Here is a 15,316-nt window from a genome sequence, read left to right as displayed (position 1 = left end):
GACGGCCGACGAACCGCTCGCGGTCGATGAGGGCACGCGTGTGCCGGCCGCGCAGCACCACCGCCTCCGCGTCGCGCGCCTCGACCTCGAAGACCAGCTTGCGGCCGTCGACGGCGGTCAGGGTGGCCGAGAGCGTGACCTCCTCGCCGACGGGCGTCGGCGCGAGATGGGCCGAGTCGTGCGCCAGGCCCACGGTCATGTCGCCCGCGCCGACGGCCGGTTCGACGACCTTCATCGCGGCGATCTCGGTCAGCCACAGCAGGACCGGGGTGGCGAGGACGGGCAGGTCGTTGCCCCAGCGGGTGGCGGAGTCCTCGTCCGTGACCCGGTGGGTGACGCGGGCGGTCGAGCCGACGAGGGAGGACGGGTCCGTCGAGGTGCGGGTCGTGGGCGAGGTGGTCATGATGACGCCTTCTCTGTGGCGGGGACGGTGGGGACGGCGCCGGCGGGGACGGCGGGGACAGTGGAAGCCGTCTCGCCGACGCCCTCGGCGAGACGGTGCAGATGGCGCCGGGCGGCGTCGGTGAGCGGGATGAACCAGGCGTCGCGCGCGAGCGTCCGCGCACCGCGGCGCCGCTTGACGGCGTCGGAGCTGATGGACAGGTCCAGGCAGCGCACGCCGTTGCGGTAGGCCCAGGCGATCGGTTCGTGCAGCGCGGCGCCGAAGTAGACGGGCAGCCCCTCACAGGCCTCGGGGTGGAAGCCGGCCTGGCGGATCCACGCCCGGGAGCCGTGCCGGACGAGCGAGACGAACCCGATGTCCGCCCCGTCCCGGCGGGCCCGCACCAGCAGGGCGTCGTGACCGAGGTGGTCGAGGTAGGCGCGGTGCAGGGCCACCGCCTCGTCGCGCGCGTAGTCGTGGCCGTACTTGCTGTACAGGCCCAGCTCCAGCGGGACGATCCGGTCCAGGTCCGGCTCCCGGAGCGGGGAGACCTCGAACCGGACGCCCGCCTCCTCGAGCCTGCGCAGGTCCGCCTTCTCCTTCGCCCGCTGCTTGCGGGGCAGCGAGGCCAGCCAGTCCGGCCGGCCGTCGCCGGGCAGGCCGAGGACGTTGGTGCCGTGGGAGGGGAGCCGCACACCCCCGTGGGCGCGGAAGGCCTTGGCGAGGTCGCCGTCCTGGGGGGAGCAGTACAGCGCGGCCAGGCAGGAGGCGCCCCGGCCGGCGGCGTGCTCGGCCGCGGTGCCCAGGAGCAGCGTCAGGGCCTCGGCCCGCTGCCAGGCGGGACCGCCGGTGTGGAACCTGCTGTGCCCCGGCCGCCGTCCGCCGACGGTGAAGCCGGGCAGCAGCGCCTCGTGGCCGGTGCCGGTGCCCGTGACGTCGGCCGCGAAGAGGTCGGGCCGGGCGAACGGCCACGGGTTGTCGGCGGCGCCGAACCCGTAGGCGGGGGCGAAGGCGGTCATGTCCGCGCCGCGCACCCAGGTGTAGAAGGCGTCACCGGGATGGGCCTGCGCCTCGACCCGCAGCCAGCGGGGACTGCCGTACAGGTGGGGGCAGTGACGGACCAGCGGATGGTCCAGGGTCGCCGGCGAGAGGGCGGCCTCGACGCCGGTACCGCCGGCGTCGACGGCGGGGGGAACGGTGACGGTCACGGGGCCTCCAGGACTTCGGTCGGGGGCGGGGCGGGACGGGTGGCACTGATCATGGGGATCGCGGTGGCGAGGACGACGGATCCGGCGAGGAGCAGGACCGCACGCGGACCGAAGTGGCCGCCGACCAGGCCGGCCAGGGCAGAGCCCACCGGCAGACAGCCGAAGGCGATCAGGCGGTAGGCCGAGGTGACCCGGCCCAGCAGTTCCTTGGGCACGGTCCGCTGGCGGTAGGAGACGGTGACCACGTTGACCAGGACGAGCAGGCCGGTGCAGCCCATCCCGACACCCAGGGCGGGTGTGGTCGGCAGGAGGCCGGGGAGGAGGAAGCCCGCGGACATGCCGGCCAGGCCGAGTGCCATGCACGGGCGGTTGCCCAGGCGGGCGGTGGCGGTGGCCGACAGCAGCCCGACGGCCAGGCCCCCCACCCCGGCGATCATCAGCAGGCCGCCGTAGGCCGAGCTGCTCAGTCCCAGGGGACCGGGACGCAGCGCGAAGACCGGCAGCGCCGCGTAGACGGCGGCCCAGGCGAGGTTGAGCAGGCCGACGCCCACCGCGTAGACGAGCAGGGTGCGGTGGCCGACGAGGAAGCTCAGTCCGGCGCGGATGTCGCGGAACACGCCGCCCGGGCCGGGCGCCGCCGCCGCGGCGCTCCGTCCGTCCGGCCTCGGCAGCGCCAGCAGGGCGAGCACGGTGGCGAGGTAGAGGACGGCGGTGGCGCCGAAGGCGAGCGCGGCGGTGAGGCCGAGCAGCAGACCGCCGAGGGGCGGCCCGGCCATCTGGTTGGTGGTGATCTCGGCCGCCTGCAGGCGGGAGTTGGCCTTCTCCAGCTGGGCGGGTGGTACCAGCCCCGGCGTGGTGGTGTGGAAGGCGGTGTCGAAGACGGTCTCGGCGATCCCGAGGAGGAACGCCGCGGCGGCGAGCAGCGGGATGCTGCCCTGGCCCAGGCCGAGGAGCACGGCGACGGCGCCGAGGACGACGACGCGGACGCCGTTGACGATGCGCATCAGCAGGCGTTCGTCGTACCGGTCGACGAGGATCCCGGAGAACAGGGCGAAGAGCAGCCACGGGACACGGGACATGGCGGCCACCAGCGCGACGCCCCCGGCACCGCCGCCCAGCTGGACGGCGGTGACCGGCAGGGCGACCTGGTAGATGCCGTCCGCCAGGTTCGAACCCGCGCACGCGTTCCATAACCAGAGGAAGGGGCGCCCCAGCGAGCGTGACGAGGGGGTGGCGGGTTCGGCGGATGTCGCGGTCATCGGCTCCTCGTTCCGAGTGCGTCCACAGGGTCGGACGGACCGGCCCACGGGGGTCATGGCCCACGGGGGTCAGTCCGTGTGGTGGGCCAGCATCTGGTTGAGGATGTTCTTGCGCTGCATCTCGCTGGTTCCCCCCGCGATCAGGGTGCCCAGCGCGTCCTGGACGATGCGCGTCAGCGGACCGCGCATGAACCCGGCGTGCCCCTGGATGCACATGAGGTTCTGGGCGGCCTCGACCAGGCCCTCGGAGCCCACCAGTTTGGCGACGGAGCAGCGCAGCGAGGCCTCGGCGTCCCGGGCGACCAGGGCGTCGATGCCGGCCAGGGCGGTGGCCCGGGCGACCTCGACGGTGACCCGGATGTCGGTGATCCGCCCCTGGACGTACTGGTGGTCGAGGATCGGCGTGCCGAAGGCCTCACGCCGGCGGGCGAAGGCGACGGTCCGCTCGAGCTGGGGCTCCAGGAAGGCCGCGATGACGAGGCCGTACAGGGCGCGGTCGAAGCTGATCACGTCGTAGAGGGTGCGCAGCCCTTCACCGGGCAGGCCCAGCACGGCGTCCCGGTGCAGCAGGACACCGTCCAGGTGGAGGGCGCCGGTGGGACTGGTGCGCAGGCCGAGCAGTTCCTCGGGCCGCCCGCGGCGCACGCCGGGGCTGTGCAGGTTGACGAGGAACAACGTGATGTCCCTGCGGCCCAGTTCGGGGACGCGGCCGAGCACCAGGGCCCGGTCGGCGACGGGGGCGTTGGTGATGTGGTCCTTCGTCCCGCTCAGGCGCCAGCCGTCGGCGGTCCGCTCACCGGTGGTGCGGGTGCGGGCGACGTCCGAGCCGCCGTGCGGTTCGGTCAGCGCGGTCGCGCCGACGGCGCCCTGGAGGAGCGGCGGCAGCACGGTGGTGTGATGGTAGGCGTTGCCGTGCTCCACCAGCGCCCGCACCAGTCCGGCGTGGGCGATGAGGGACAGCACGAAACCCAGGTCGTCGGCCGCACGGGCGACGTCGGCGATGCGCTCGGCGAGGTCACGCCAGGTGCCGCCGGTGCCCCCGAGCCGTTCGGGGACACCGGTCCTCCACAGGCCGAGGTCGGCCAGGCGCTGCCAGGACAGGCGGTCGAGGATCTCCGCCCGGTAGGCGGCCTCGGCCCGCGGGGCGATGTGCGTGCGGGCGAACTCGGTGAACACGGAGGAGGGCCGGGGCGTGTCCTGCGCCGGGGAGGGGCTGGGCTCCCGGAACGGGGAGTGGTCCACCGGGGCGACTGCGGGCGCGGTCATGAGGTCTCCAGGGGTGTGGGTCAGTACCAGCGCAGGACGAGGGCGCCTGCGGTCATGCCACCGCCGACGGCGGCGAGCACCACGACGTCACCGCGCCGTGGCCGGCCCGAGGCACGCGCCTCGTCCAGGGTGATGGGCACCGAGGCCGCCGCGGTGTTGCCGTAGCGGTCCACGGTCATGGGGATGCGGTCGAGGGGGACGCCCGAGCGGGCGGCGCACTCCTCGATGAGCCGGGCGTTGGCCTGGTGGGTGATGAGGAGGTCCACGTCGCCGACGTCCAGTCCGGCGGAGGCGAGAGCGCCCTTCACCACCCGGGGAACGGCCTGGGTGGCGAAGTTCCACACCCGGCGCCCGTCCATGTGGAAGTAGTGGCGGCGCTCGTCCACCGTGCGGCGGCTGGCGGGCTCGCGCGTCCCGCCGGCCGGCACGCCGACCACGTCCAGCTGGGTGCTGTCGGTCAGCAGGTCGCAGCCGAGGATGCCGTACCCGTCCGGGACGTGGCCGAGGACCGCGGCGCCGGCCCCGTCGCCGAAGAAGACGCAGGTGCCCCGGTCCTCGTAGTCGAGGATGCGGCTGTACGCCTCGCAGCCGACCACCATGACGTGCCGGTACTGCGGGAAGGAGCCCATCAGTCCGGCGGCGGTCGCGGTGGCGTAGACGAACCCGCTGCACACGGCCCCGACGTCGAACGCCGGTACCTGGGTGAGGCCCAGCTTGGCGTGCACGTTGCAGGCGGTCGAGGGCTGGATCTGGTCGGGCGAGCTGGTGGCGACGACGAGCGCGTCCAGCTGGTCCGGGGCGAGACCCCCGTCGTCCAGGGCGGCCAGCGCCGCGCGGTGCCCCAGGTCGGAGGTGTGGTGCCGCGGGTCGGCCCGGCGGCGTTCACGGATGCCGGTCCGGGCCGTCACCCACGCGTCGGAGGTCTGCACCACCTGGGCGAGGTCGTCGTTGGTGACGACCTGGTCGGGCAAGAACGAGCCAGTGGCGAGGATGCCGATGGCCATCGGGCTGCTCCTTGCGGGTCAGGCCGCCTGCCGGCGGAGGGAGGCGAGTACGTCGTGGTAGGCCGCGGTGAACCGCTCCGCCAGGTCGTCGATCTCGTCGGCGGTGATGATCAGCGGCGGCGCGAAGACGACGGTGTCGCCCATCGCCCGCAGCAGCAGCCCGTTCGCCTCGGCCGCCCGCAGGACGGCCCGGCCGAGCGCGCCGGGCTCCGTGCCGCCCTGCGCCGGGTCGAACTCGACGCCGCCCAGCAGGCCGTGGTACCGCACGTCCCGCACCAGGTCGGCGCCGCGGAACTTCTCCAGCGCGCGTCCCAGGCGCGGCGCCGTCCCGCGGACGTGGCCCGGGATGTCACGCTCGCGCAGGACGGCCAGGGTCTCGCGGGCCACGGCGGCCGCCACCGGGTGACCGGAGTAGGTGAACCCGTGGCCGAACGTCCCGATCTGCCTGCTGCCCTCCGCCAGGACGTCGCTGACGCGCTCGCTCACCAGCGTGGCCGAGATGGGCAGGTAGGACGACGACAGCCCCTTGGCCGTCGTGATGATGTCGGGCGTGAGGCCGAACTCCGTGGTGGCGAACATCGAGCCGGTGCGGCCGTAGCCGGTGATGACCTCGTCGGCGATGAACAGGATTCCGTACCGGTCCAGTACCTCCTGGACGCGGGCGAAGTAGCCGGCCGGCGGGATGATCAGGCCGCCGGCGCCCAGGATCGGTTCGGAGATGAAGGCGGCCACGGTGTCGGGGCCCGCCTCGAGCAGCAGGTCCTCGAAGTCCTCCACGAGCCAGTCCACCTGCTCCGCCTCGCTCATCCCGCGGGAGGCGGGATGCAGCGGGTTGGGGCAGTGCGCCGACAGGAAGTCGTCGGTGGCGAGCTGGAAGCCGTGGTGGATGTGCGGCAGCCCGGTCGCGGACCCGGCGGCGAGCGTCGTGCCGTGGTAACCGCAGCTGTGCGAGACCACCTTGCGGCGCTCGGGCCGCCCCTGCGCCCAGTGGTAGTAGCGGGCGAACTTGATGGCGCTGTCGTTCGCGTCCGAACCGGAGTTGCCGAAGAAGACCTTGCCCATCGGGATCGGGGCGATGTCGGTGATGTCGGAGGCGAGGGCCAGGGCGACGTCGTTGGTGCGGTGGTTGAACGAGCCGTAGAAGGGGAGCCTGGTCATCTGCTCGGTGGCCGCGCGCACCAGCCGGGGCTCGCTGTAGCCGAGTGTGACGCTCCACAGGCCGGCCACCCCGTCGACGAAGGTGGCGCCGGCTTCGTCGCGCACCGTGATGCCGGAACCTTCGGTGATCACGTGCGGGGGCGTGTCCAGGTGGAGGGCGGTGTGCGGTTCGAGCAGGCGAGTGGTCGCTGGAGACATGGGAGCTTCTTCCGTGTGCGGGGCGGGGCCTAGCGGCCGCCGCCCACTTCGAGGACGGATCCGGTGATGTAGGAGGCGGCCGGCGAGAGCAGGAAGACGGCGGCCTCGGCGACCTCCTCCGGCGAGCCGATGCGGCCCAGCGGCACGGTCGTCCGCAACCGGTCCGGCCGGTCCGGCACGCCGTTGGCCTGGTGCAGCCCGGTGTCGATCAGCCCGGGGGCGACGGCGTTGACGCGGACGCCGTCCGCCGCCGCCTCCTGGGCCGCGCCCCAGGTGTGCGCGTTGACCGCCGCCTTGAGGGCGGCGTAGTGCACCCACTCGTGGCCGCCTCCGGTACGCGCGCCGGTGGAGGAGATGTTGAGGACGCAGCCTCCGGCGCCGCCGCGGCTGCGGGCCATGCTGCGCAGCCCCTGCCGCGTGCACAGCACCACGCTGCGCAGGACCGCGCGGTAGGCGGTGTCCAGCTGGCCGATCTCCAGATCGACGACCCGGCCCAGGCCGCCGGTGACCCCGGCGTTGTTGACGACGGCGGTGAGCGGACCGAGCTCGTCCTCGGCGGTCGTGAACAGCCGCTCCACCTCGTCCTCCTCGGTGACGTCGGCCTCCACGGCCAGCGCGTCCACACCCGCGGCGCGCAGGTCCGCGACCACCCGCGCGGCGCCCGCGGCGCTGGACCGGTAGTTGACGCACACCGGTCGGCCCAGCGCCGCGGCGCGACGGGCGATGGCGGCCCCGATGCCCTGGCCGGCACCCGTGACGATGATCATGTGGGTCAGCCGTTGACCACGCCGTAGCGGTCGCCGAGGAAGAACTCCTCGAAGGCCTTGCGGGTGTAGACGTTGTGCGTCTTCAGCAGCCAGCGCTGCTTGAGCCCTTCGAGGTCGTTGACGGCGCGCACCTCACGGCCGTGGATGACGTGCCGGTTGGAGAAGGTCACCGAGTCGCCCGGCCGCGAGACCCGCATCTGCTTGCGGCTGTGCAGCGCGGCGACGAAGCGGTCCAGTACCTGCTGCGCCTCCTCGTCCAGCCCCCGGGTGCGGTCCTCGAAGACCCGCGCGCCCTCGTCGCCGTTGATGATCGCGTGGTTCCGGGCGCGACGGTCGTGCAGGATGTTGCCCTCGTGGGTGGAGACGTCGTCGAACGGCGTGTGGAAGCGCGGTTCGGTGAGGACGGCGAGGTCGGAGTCGGAGAGCTCCTCCAGCGCGTGCAGGGTGACCGTGAAGGTGGAGTACACCTCGTTGGTCGGCGTGTCGCGCAGGGTCAGGGTGTTGACGAAGTCGGGGCTGACGAAGTGGTTGGCGAAGTCCCGGTGGAACTTGAGCGTGCCCAGCGTCTTCTGCGACTGGGTGTCGAACATGGACTCCTTCGGGTAGATGTCGTGGAAGAAGTCGCCTTCGTTGACGCTGAGGTGGCCGATGATCTCCGTGCCGGTGAGCACCGCGTAGGCGGCCAGGAAGCCCTCGGCGACGAAGGTCTTCTTCAGCTGGTACTTCTCGTGCACCGGGTCGGCCGATCCGAAGCGGGGCAGGTCCAGGTCGATCGGCGCGTTGCCGATGACGACGAGCGGGCTCTTGGAGAAGTCCCGCAGCATCGACATCTCGCAGAAGTCGGTGAAGCGGGAGCCGAGCCGGCGGTCCTTGCGGAGGCCGGAGACGTCGGCCATGTAGGCGTCGAAGTCGCTGTACGGGCTGGTGACGACGTCCAGCAGGACCTCGCGCAGGGCGTCGCGCTCGGCGTCGGTGAACACGAAGTCGTAGTCGATCTGCTGCATGGTGCGTTCCTCCGTGAGGGCGTACCTGTGCCAGGGGCACAGAAGGAGACAAAGGGAGAGGCACCGGCGGACCGGCGCCGACGCGTCAACCTCCGTGCGCGGGGAAGAGGTCCCAGATGTTGCCGTCTTCTCCGGAGGCGGCCGGGGAGGGCGGCCGGACCGTACAGCGAGTGGTGGAGAAGGCTGTCGTCCCGGCCGTCGTCCCGGTCGTCGACGCGGTCGTCGGCGCGGCTCCGGCGTTCGCCCGCAGGCGTTCCATCTGGTGTCCCTTTCCTCGGTCGCGGTGGGGCAGCGAACGACTATCCGCACCGATGGAGGGCATGCGCCTGTCATGTGACAGCAAGTGGTCAAACCACTACTGGACAGGGGGAGCATGCAATCGATCTTCGACCGGGTCGATGTAGAGCTGTACCGAGCCGAAGTGCAACGACCCCGGTACACCGACGAGGAGCTGGCCAAAAGCCTGGGCGTCACCGTCGGCGAGGTGCGGGAGCGGCGCAGCCGGCTGGCGGCCATGCGGCTGCTGGAGCAGGTGGAGCACGACGCGTGGATCGCGCGCAGCCCGCATGCCGCGGCCGACGCGCTGCTCGCCGACGAGGAGGAGGAGATCGAACGGCGCCGCAGGGACGTGTCCCGACGGCGCGAGGAACTGCTGGCGCTGACCGCCGACTACCTCGACGCCCGCCGGCTGAGGTCCTCCACGGGCCTCGTCGAGGTCCTGCACGGGGTGGAGACCGTGCGCGTCACGGTCACCGAGCTGGCGGCCCTGTGCACGCGCGGGGTGGACGCGATGGTGCCCGGGGGCGCCCAGAGCGAGGCCGCCGTCCGGGCCGCGCTCCCGGTCGACCAGGCGCTGCTGGACCGCGGGGTGGCCTTACGCAGCCTCTTCCTCGAGTCCGCCCGCTCCCATCCCGCCACCAACCGGTATCTGAAGGAGCTGAGCCGGGCGGGCGGCCAGGTCCGCACGTCCACCCTGCTGCCCACGCGCATGCTGCTCTACGACGGGGAGACCGCCGTCGTCCCGCTGAACGCGCAGGACACCGCCCAGGGAGCGGTGGTCGTCCACGACCGGCCCCTGGTCAACCTGCTGAGCGACCTGTTCAACCTCTACTGGGCCCAGGCGCGCCCCCCGGAGAGCACGGCGTCGGACGGTGAACGCCCCAACGAGCTGGAGCGGGCCATCCTGCGCCTGATGGCCGCGGGGCAGCTGGACGAGGCGATCTCGCGCCAGATCGGCCTGTCGGTGCGGACCACGCGGCGCATCATCAGTGATCTGGCCGCCCGGCTGGGGGCCAACAGCCGCTTCCAGGCGGGCGTCCGCGCGGTCGCCCGCGGCTGGATCGGCTGAGGGCCCGGGGCATCGCCACCGGGCCCCGCCACCGGGCCACCGGGCACCGGCCGCCGCCCCACCGGGGCGCGGGCCGGGTCCGGTGGGAACCGGTGGCACCACCACCGCCGCCGCCGTCGACGGCGTGTCGGTGACGATGAGTATCGTGCCCCACTCGACCGGTGCATGAGGCAGGTCGAGTGCGGCGTGTCAGCAACCAACAGGGCGCGTGAACCGGCAGGTTGAGACTTCGAGGCAGGCCGACAGTTCATTGGATCAGGTCTGTGTGCGGATGTTCGGGGGAGTCGGGGCAGACGTAGATCTGCATGTTGTCGGTGCTGCCCACTTCTACCCTCGTCGGCTGCGAGGGGTAATGGTCCAGGACGCGAGTGCCGGCGAGGGCGGATACCTGCTCTTCCTGCGGCACCCAGCTGCTGCGACCCTCGTCCCCGCTCCACTCGAAGGAAGCAATCGTCAGCAGCGGGACCATCTGCACCCCGCACGCAGCGCAATAGCGGGGGTTGGGGTCGGTGCGGCCCCAAGGGGGCCAGCCACCGACCTTCCAGCCGGGTGCGTTGCCCAGATGAATGGAGTAGAACGCGTCCGGATACGGCGCGTAGGAGCTGTCCACGCCGGAACCGGCCGCCTGCCACCTGTTCCAGTCCTTGAGCACCCGCCGCAGCTCCGGGCTCAGATCCAGGCTGTTGGGGTACTCGGTGATCGCTTCTGGCGCCAGCACGCACGGCTCCGGCACATAACCCGGATACTCCGCCTCGTACGGCTCCGGCGGTGTGGCGAGGATGTCGCCGACCTCCGCGGCCGACCGCCAGAACACCGCAGTCGCCGGCTTGCAGTCCGGTTCGTGTTCGTACGGGCACCACAGAACCTGAAGCAGATCGGCCTGCCCGGGCGGCCGCAACAGGGGTATGTCACGCAGGAACAGCTGAGCCACGGGCAACAGCGGGACCGGGCATTCGGCGGGCCAGGGCGGGCCGGCGTCGAGCCGTTCGGCGCACCGCGCAGCGCGTTCCCTGAGTGCTTCCACCTCGGGCGCGTACGCCGGAGGACGCTCATCAGGGCGCCACCGGGACTGCAGCCGGTCCAGCCGCACTTCGCTCAGTGACTCACGAAATCCGGTATCCACGTGCGCGTGCACGTCCTCGCAGTGCGGCCACGGCTCCCCTGCCGGCCACAGCAACGGCCCGCCGACCGAGCTGTCCCCGACCGAAGGCGACCCCGGACGTGGATGCAACCGGATGGCAGGTCGTGCCAACGGGGCCAGCTCGGGGAAGACCGCGGTCACCTGGACGGGCCGCGGCGGAGTGGTACGTACGAAAACCATGCCGGTGATCCTGCCACCAGCCGCCGACAGGCCCCTGCCGCCTCAACCCGCGTCACCGCTCAACTGGCCACAACGCCCGCCGACCCCGACCCCGACCACGGTGACAACAAGCCTGTCTAGCGGATTTCCCCAGGGCAGGCCCCGCCCAGCAACGTCCGCGCCATCACGCCGCAGCGCACGCACCACCCGGTTGAACCGGCTCAGTTGCAGACGCTGCCCCCTGTCCTCGATCCTGTGTCCTCGGTGATCAGGGAGGGCACATGGGGCTGGTTCTTTTCCCAGGAGACGGAGACAACAGCAGTCCGGACGTCTCCTGGTCCTACAGCGGCTTTGCCGCGTTCCGTGGGCGTCTGGCTGAGACCGAAGGGTTCGTCCTCTCCGAGATGTCGGGCTTCGGCGGCGAGCGCCGGTGGAGCGAGGTGTCCACCGGTCTGGAGCCACTCCTCGATCATCCGGATGACGGCGGTGACGACCTCTCGCCTGCCGAATGCGCGTCGATTCTCATCCGGCTGGAGGCCATCACCGACGAGTGGGCGCGGGATGGCGGCGACCAGCTCCTCCAGCAGCACATCGAGGATGCCCATCAGCTGGCCGGCGTCCTGCGGCTCTGCATCGAGAAGGACGTCCCACTGGTCTTCATGTGAAGCCCGTCGACCAGGGAAACCACTCACGCGACAGCTCTTAGCCTTCGGGCTCTTCCAGCCATCGGGCGTAACGCCCCCAGTCGTTTCGAATGTCCGCCACTCGGTTCCGCACCCGTTCGGTAGGAATTTCATCTTCCATGCGTGCCCATGAAATGAGCATGAGTTTCACGAGCCGGGAAGCCTCGTCGTCGCGCTCCATTGTCCGAGCTATCGACGACCCCAGAGGGTGCTGGCTGTTTACGGTCACCTGCAACATCCCGGCCAAGAAATCAAGTGAGAACATCGCCGGACCGGACGAAGCACCTGTGATGAATCGGACGTGCATCTCCTCATAGGCTGCGTCGGGCCCTCCGTCCCCAGTTGGGATGTCGGACACTTCCTCATCCGTCACGTTCTCGGAATCAGAGTCCTTTCCGCGTGATTCCTCGGGCGAGCGGGTGTTGGAAGAGTCTGTCTCGGGCGAGGGTTCGTGCCGTATGATTTCAACCGATGGAGCGACCCCCTCTTCCTCTTCGTAATGCGCAGCCAGCCAAAGATCGCGAATCCTGTCCATTTGGGACCGATCTGCCACTGAATCCGACAGGAAGAGCAGAGCGGCAACCAACACTTCTATCTTTGGCCAAGCAGGGAAATTTTTCCCATGCAGGATGTTCGCAACCGCCTGATGTGAAATAACGTCTTTCGCGGAATCCATCTTGTCCACTGTCGAGCTAATTCTACGGGTGCTCGGACATCCTGCAGTCCGATACAGCGCATGCACTTCCGTCAGCATCACTCGATGAGGGCCGCGCCCCAACTGTGCTTCCGGCGGCATTGCAATGCGCCTAACCCTTCCCCCCGCCACAATCACTCCTTCCAGGGGTGTTGATCAAGGCCCCATCAGCTTTTCCGCGACAGCTTGTGCCACCCCGCCGGCGACGGCGGAAAGGAGGGCAATCAACACCCGGATGGGCCAATCGCTCCCCTGTCGCCCGCGGTCGGGGTCAATTGCCGAGTTGCGGCTCTCGTCGATGTCCATGGCTCCAGTCTTGGAGCCCCTGGGAGCTGCACGACGAGAGTGGACGTTAGTTGACAGAACTTTACATACCGTCAGCAGGAGCTCTCAGCTCGTCAGTTCGGAGAGGGTTGGCGGACGCCAACCGCCGGATCGCTCCCGTCCTCGGGCAAGCCCCAGCTCCCCTTCGTCCATTTCGGTGACGCCCTGTTCCAGGAGCGTCCCGACGGAGTGCGCTGGAAGACCGCCGCCCTCGTGGGGTACGCCGCCGGCCGCCCCTTCGCCCGGGTCGAGGACGAACGGAGCGGCCCGGACCAGGCGTACGTGACCGCCCACCGCCCGGCGCCCGCGGCGCCGTTGACGTAGACTCCGGGCCAAGGGCGGGGTCGTAGCACAGAGGTAATGCGCCGCGATGACATCTCGGAGGACGCCGGTTCGAATCCGGCCGCCCCGCCCCCCTCCGGCTCCCGGCCGTGCGACGCCGGGCGCGTCTCGCCCTCCATCCGTCACCGCCGCTCCGGCCGCGGCAGTTCGGCCCGCCGTACCGCGGTGGAGGCCAGCGTGATCAGCGCAATGAAAGTTCCAGATCCGGGGAGGGTGGTCGACGGGCGGGTTGCCCTTCCGCCGGGATCCGGTTGAAGATCGTCCGCATGACGCCTGCTCTCGACGTGCCCGTCCTCGACACCGGTGCGGGATTCCGGCTTCGGCCCTGGCGGCTGGACGACGGGGATCTGGCGCTGGTGCGGGAGGCCTCGGGTGATCCGCTGATCCCGTTGATCACCACGGTGCCCGCGCGGTACACCCAGGAGGAGGGGGAGGCGTTCGTGCGGCGGCAGTGGGACCGTGCCACGCGGTGCACCGGCTACCCGCTGGTGATCGAACGCGCCCATGACGGACGGCCGGTGGGGAACGTCGGGCTGTGGCTGTTCGCCGGCGACCCCGGGCGGGCATCGCTCGGGTACTGGGTGGCGCCCTCCGCGCGCGGCCGGGGCGCGGCGGGCGCCGCCCTGGGCGCGCTGACACGGTGGGCGCTGGCCACGCAGGGGTTCGCCCGGCTGGAGCTGTACGTCGAACCGTGGAACACCGCGTCGCTGCGCACCGCCGAACGCGCCGGCTACACCCGGGAAGGGCTGCTCCGCTCCTGGCAACGGGTGGGCGCCGTGCGGCGGGACATGTACATGTATGCGCAACTGGGCCCGGGCGGGCGGGAGTCCTGAACGTGGCGGCGCCCGGGCGAGCGGGAGTCCTGAACGTGGCGGCGCCCGGCGGCGGGACCGTGCGACCGGTCGCCGCCGGGCGAACGCCTACCGCCAGCCGTACCGTTCGCGCAGGCGGTGGACGACCAGGTTGAACCGCATCCGGTCCAGCGCGCACGCCTCGCGGCGCATGCCGCCGTCGTGCACGCGCAGGACACGGTCCACCGCCACCCACGAGGGGCGCCCGGACCGGTCCCAGGGGCCGACGCCGATCGGGACCCAGTCCCGGTCGCCGTCATGGTCCTTGCTGGACAGTTGCACGGCGAGCAGCGTGCCGCCCCGCTCGCGGGCCACCACGAGCACGGGCCGGTCCTTGCCCCGGCCGTCGTTCTCCTCGTAGGGCACCCAGGTCCAGACGATCTCGCCCGGATCGGGGTCGCCGTCATGGGCGGGGGAGTACTCGGTGCGCACCGTGCCGACGGAACGCGCGTCGGCCTCGGTCGTCGCCGACGGGCCGGAGCGGCCCGGGACTTCGTCGATGGAAACGGTCATCGCCCCACCGTAGGAGAGGCGTTGACGTGCCCCGGAGCCGGGGTCGGCGCTCCGGCCGAGCCGCCAGGAGCGCAGCGCGTCACGTATGCGGCGAACGGTGCCGAACATGCCTCGTCGGTCCTTCCGGTCCGGCCGGAGCGGCGCCCGGGTCAGGCCGGCTCACCGCCACGCGCCTCCGCCGTGCCGTTGCCGCCCTGCTCGGCCTGGGCCTGCTGCGCGGCGACGGAGCGGCGGACCTCCTCCATGTCGAGGCCGCGGGCCTGCCCGATCAGGTCCTCCAGCACCGGACCGGGCAGCGCGCCCGGCTGCGCGAAGACGGCGACCTGGTCCCGCACGATCATCAGCGTGGGGATCGACTGGATGCCGAACGCCTGGGCCAGCTCCGGCTGGGCCTCCGTGTCCACCTTGGCGAACAGGAGGTCGGGGTTGTCCTGTGCGGCCTTCTCGTACACCGGGGCGAACTGCTTGCACGGCCCGCACCAGTCGGCCCAGAAGTCGATGAGAACGAACGGGTTCTCGGTGACCGTCTCGTCGAAGTTCTCCTTGGTGAGCTCCACGGTGCTGCTCATGAGCTGATGTCCTCTTTCCGGGGGTTTCGTGGGTGTCGGGTGTGCGACTGCCGGCCGCCCGGCCATCGACGACAACGGCGCGACCGGACGGGGTATTCCACGCGCCCCATATGGTCGGCTCCGCGCCGCCGCCGCGACCGGGCGGACCCGTCCGGCCCAGCGGACGGGTCCCGGGCGCCTACCCGTGTGGCCGGTACGCACACCACCCGGAAGACTGAGGTCATGACCGAGAACGAGAGCTTCGCCTACGACGTCGTGGTGATCGGCGCCGGACCCGTCGGCGAGAACCTCGCCGACCGCACGCGCGCCGCCGGACTGTCCACCGCCGTGGTGGAGAGCGAACGGGTCGGCGGTGAGTGCTCCTACTGGGCCTGCATGCCCAGCAAGGCGCTGCTCCGGCCGGTGATCACGCGGGCCGACGCCCGCCGCACGCCCGGCCTGCGCAC

The 15,316-nt window shown here is 71.4% G+C and carries 17 protein-coding genes, 1 tRNA gene and 1 pseudogene; 6 read left to right on the top strand and 13 right to left on the bottom strand.

Annotated features, from left to right (window positions below; translation table 11 throughout):
• From HW445_RS05300 to HW445_RS05265, 8 genes are all read right to left on the bottom strand, one after another.
• Nucleotides 1-403 (bottom strand): thioesterase family protein (locus tag HW445_RS05300; protein WP_180219868.1); only part of this gene is annotated, 403 nt, incomplete at its 3' end.
• Complete coding sequence (locus tag HW445_RS05295) at nucleotides 400-1,590, bottom strand: GNAT family N-acetyltransferase (RefSeq protein ID WP_180219867.1); 1,191 nt, start codon at nucleotides 1,588-1,590, stop codon at nucleotides 400-402. The genes HW445_RS05300 and HW445_RS05295, both read right to left, overlap by 4 nt.
• Nucleotides 1,587-2,849, bottom strand: a complete 1,263-nt coding sequence (locus HW445_RS05290; RefSeq protein WP_180219866.1) for an MFS transporter — start codon at nucleotides 2,847-2,849, stop codon at nucleotides 1,587-1,589. The genes HW445_RS05295 and HW445_RS05290 overlap by 4 nt, the downstream gene beginning before the upstream one ends.
• Before the next feature lie 69 nt (nucleotides 2,850-2,918).
• Nucleotides 2,919-4,115, bottom strand: coding sequence for an acyl-CoA dehydrogenase family protein (locus HW445_RS05285; RefSeq protein WP_180219865.1), 1,197 nt, complete (start codon nucleotides 4,113-4,115; stop codon nucleotides 2,919-2,921).
• Nucleotides 4,116-4,135: 20 nt separating this feature from the next.
• Entirely contained in the window at nucleotides 4,136-5,119 is a 984-nt protein-coding gene (locus tag HW445_RS05280) for a 3-oxoacyl-ACP synthase III family protein (protein ID WP_180219864.1), read from the bottom strand.
• A gap of 18 nt (nucleotides 5,120-5,137) precedes the next feature.
• Nucleotides 5,138-6,475 carry an aminotransferase gene (locus HW445_RS05275; RefSeq protein ID WP_257230853.1) on the bottom strand — a complete coding sequence of 446 codons (1,338 nt, stop codon included), beginning with the start codon at nucleotides 6,473-6,475 and terminating at the stop codon, nucleotides 5,138-5,140.
• Between the two features lie 29 nt (nucleotides 6,476-6,504).
• Nucleotides 6,505-7,242 carry an SDR family oxidoreductase gene (locus HW445_RS05270; RefSeq protein ID WP_180219863.1) on the bottom strand — a complete coding sequence of 246 codons (738 nt, stop codon included), beginning with the start codon at nucleotides 7,240-7,242 and terminating at the stop codon, nucleotides 6,505-6,507.
• A gap of 5 nt (nucleotides 7,243-7,247) precedes the next feature.
• Nucleotides 7,248-8,246 carry a hypothetical protein gene (locus HW445_RS05265; protein ID WP_180219862.1) on the bottom strand — a complete coding sequence of 333 codons (999 nt, stop codon included), beginning with the start codon at nucleotides 8,244-8,246 and terminating at the stop codon, nucleotides 7,248-7,250.
• 373 nt (nucleotides 8,247-8,619) lie between these two features.
• Here HW445_RS05265 and HW445_RS05260 point away from each other — a divergent pair, with 373 nt between their 5' ends.
• Nucleotides 8,620-9,594 (top strand): LuxR C-terminal-related transcriptional regulator, encoded by a 975-nt coding sequence (locus HW445_RS05260; protein WP_180219861.1) that lies wholly within the window; start codon nucleotides 8,620-8,622, stop codon nucleotides 9,592-9,594.
• Between the two features lie 247 nt (nucleotides 9,595-9,841).
• On the opposite strand, the gene HW445_RS05255 is transcribed toward HW445_RS05260, so the two are convergent.
• Nucleotides 9,842-10,915, bottom strand: a complete 1,074-nt coding sequence (locus HW445_RS05255) for a hypothetical protein (protein ID WP_180219860.1) — start codon at nucleotides 10,913-10,915, stop codon at nucleotides 9,842-9,844.
• 260 nt (nucleotides 10,916-11,175) lie between these two features.
• On the opposite strand from HW445_RS05255, the gene HW445_RS05250 reads away from it, so the two are divergent.
• Nucleotides 11,176-11,559: a hypothetical protein gene (locus HW445_RS05250; RefSeq protein WP_180219859.1), complete on the top strand. Its 384-nt coding sequence runs from the start codon at nucleotides 11,176-11,178 to the stop codon at nucleotides 11,557-11,559.
• Between the two features lie 37 nt (nucleotides 11,560-11,596).
• On the opposite strand, the gene HW445_RS05245 is transcribed toward HW445_RS05250, so the two are convergent.
• Together HW445_RS05245 and HW445_RS05240 are read right to left on the bottom strand one after the other, a co-directional pair.
• The gene (locus tag HW445_RS05245; RefSeq protein WP_180219858.1) at nucleotides 11,597-12,262 is read right to left on the bottom strand and encodes a hypothetical protein; all 666 of its coding nucleotides are present in this window, start codon (nucleotides 12,260-12,262) and stop codon (nucleotides 11,597-11,599) included.
• A gap of 165 nt (nucleotides 12,263-12,427) precedes the next feature.
• A complete protein-coding gene (locus HW445_RS05240) occupies nucleotides 12,428-12,577 on the bottom strand; it encodes a hypothetical protein (protein ID WP_180219857.1) in 150 nt (49 codons plus the stop codon).
• Nucleotides 12,578-12,690: 113 nt separating this feature from the next.
• Here HW445_RS05240 and HW445_RS05235 point away from each other — a divergent pair.
• The 3 genes and pseudogenes from HW445_RS05235 to HW445_RS05225 all read left to right on the top strand — a co-directional run.
• A pseudogene (locus HW445_RS05235) lies at nucleotides 12,691-12,901 on the top strand (hypothetical protein); the annotation flags it as partial.
• Nucleotides 12,902-12,933: 32 nt separating this feature from the next.
• Nucleotides 12,934-13,008 (top strand) — tRNA-Val (locus HW445_RS05230).
• A gap of 195 nt (nucleotides 13,009-13,203) precedes the next feature.
• Nucleotides 13,204-13,770, top strand: coding sequence for a GNAT family N-acetyltransferase (locus HW445_RS05225; RefSeq protein ID WP_180219856.1), 567 nt, complete (start codon nucleotides 13,204-13,206; stop codon nucleotides 13,768-13,770).
• Nucleotides 13,771-13,857: 87 nt separating this feature from the next.
• Here the strand turns inward: HW445_RS05225 and HW445_RS05220 are convergent, their stop codons facing one another.
• Together HW445_RS05220 and trxA are read right to left on the bottom strand one after the other, a co-directional pair.
• Nucleotides 13,858-14,301 (bottom strand): type II toxin-antitoxin system PemK/MazF family toxin, encoded by a 444-nt coding sequence (locus tag HW445_RS05220; RefSeq protein ID WP_180219869.1) that lies wholly within the window; start codon nucleotides 14,299-14,301, stop codon nucleotides 13,858-13,860.
• A gap of 149 nt (nucleotides 14,302-14,450) precedes the next feature.
• Nucleotides 14,451-14,870: a thioredoxin gene (gene trxA / locus HW445_RS05215; protein ID WP_151773990.1), complete on the bottom strand. Its 420-nt coding sequence runs from the start codon at nucleotides 14,868-14,870 to the stop codon at nucleotides 14,451-14,453.
• A 222-nt stretch (nucleotides 14,871-15,092) separates the two neighbouring features.
• Here trxA and HW445_RS05210 point away from each other — a divergent pair.
• Nucleotides 15,093-15,316 (top strand): FAD-dependent oxidoreductase (locus HW445_RS05210; RefSeq protein WP_180219855.1); only part of this gene is annotated, 224 nt, incomplete at its 3' end.

It is taken from the genome of Streptomyces sp. UH6 (assembly GCF_013421635.1).
Lineage (GTDB): Bacteria > Actinomycetota > Actinomycetes > Streptomycetales > Streptomycetaceae > Streptomyces > Streptomyces abyssomicinicus.
Note: the sequence above shows the minus strand (reverse complement) of the source record. Positions and strands in the feature narration are given on the sequence as shown.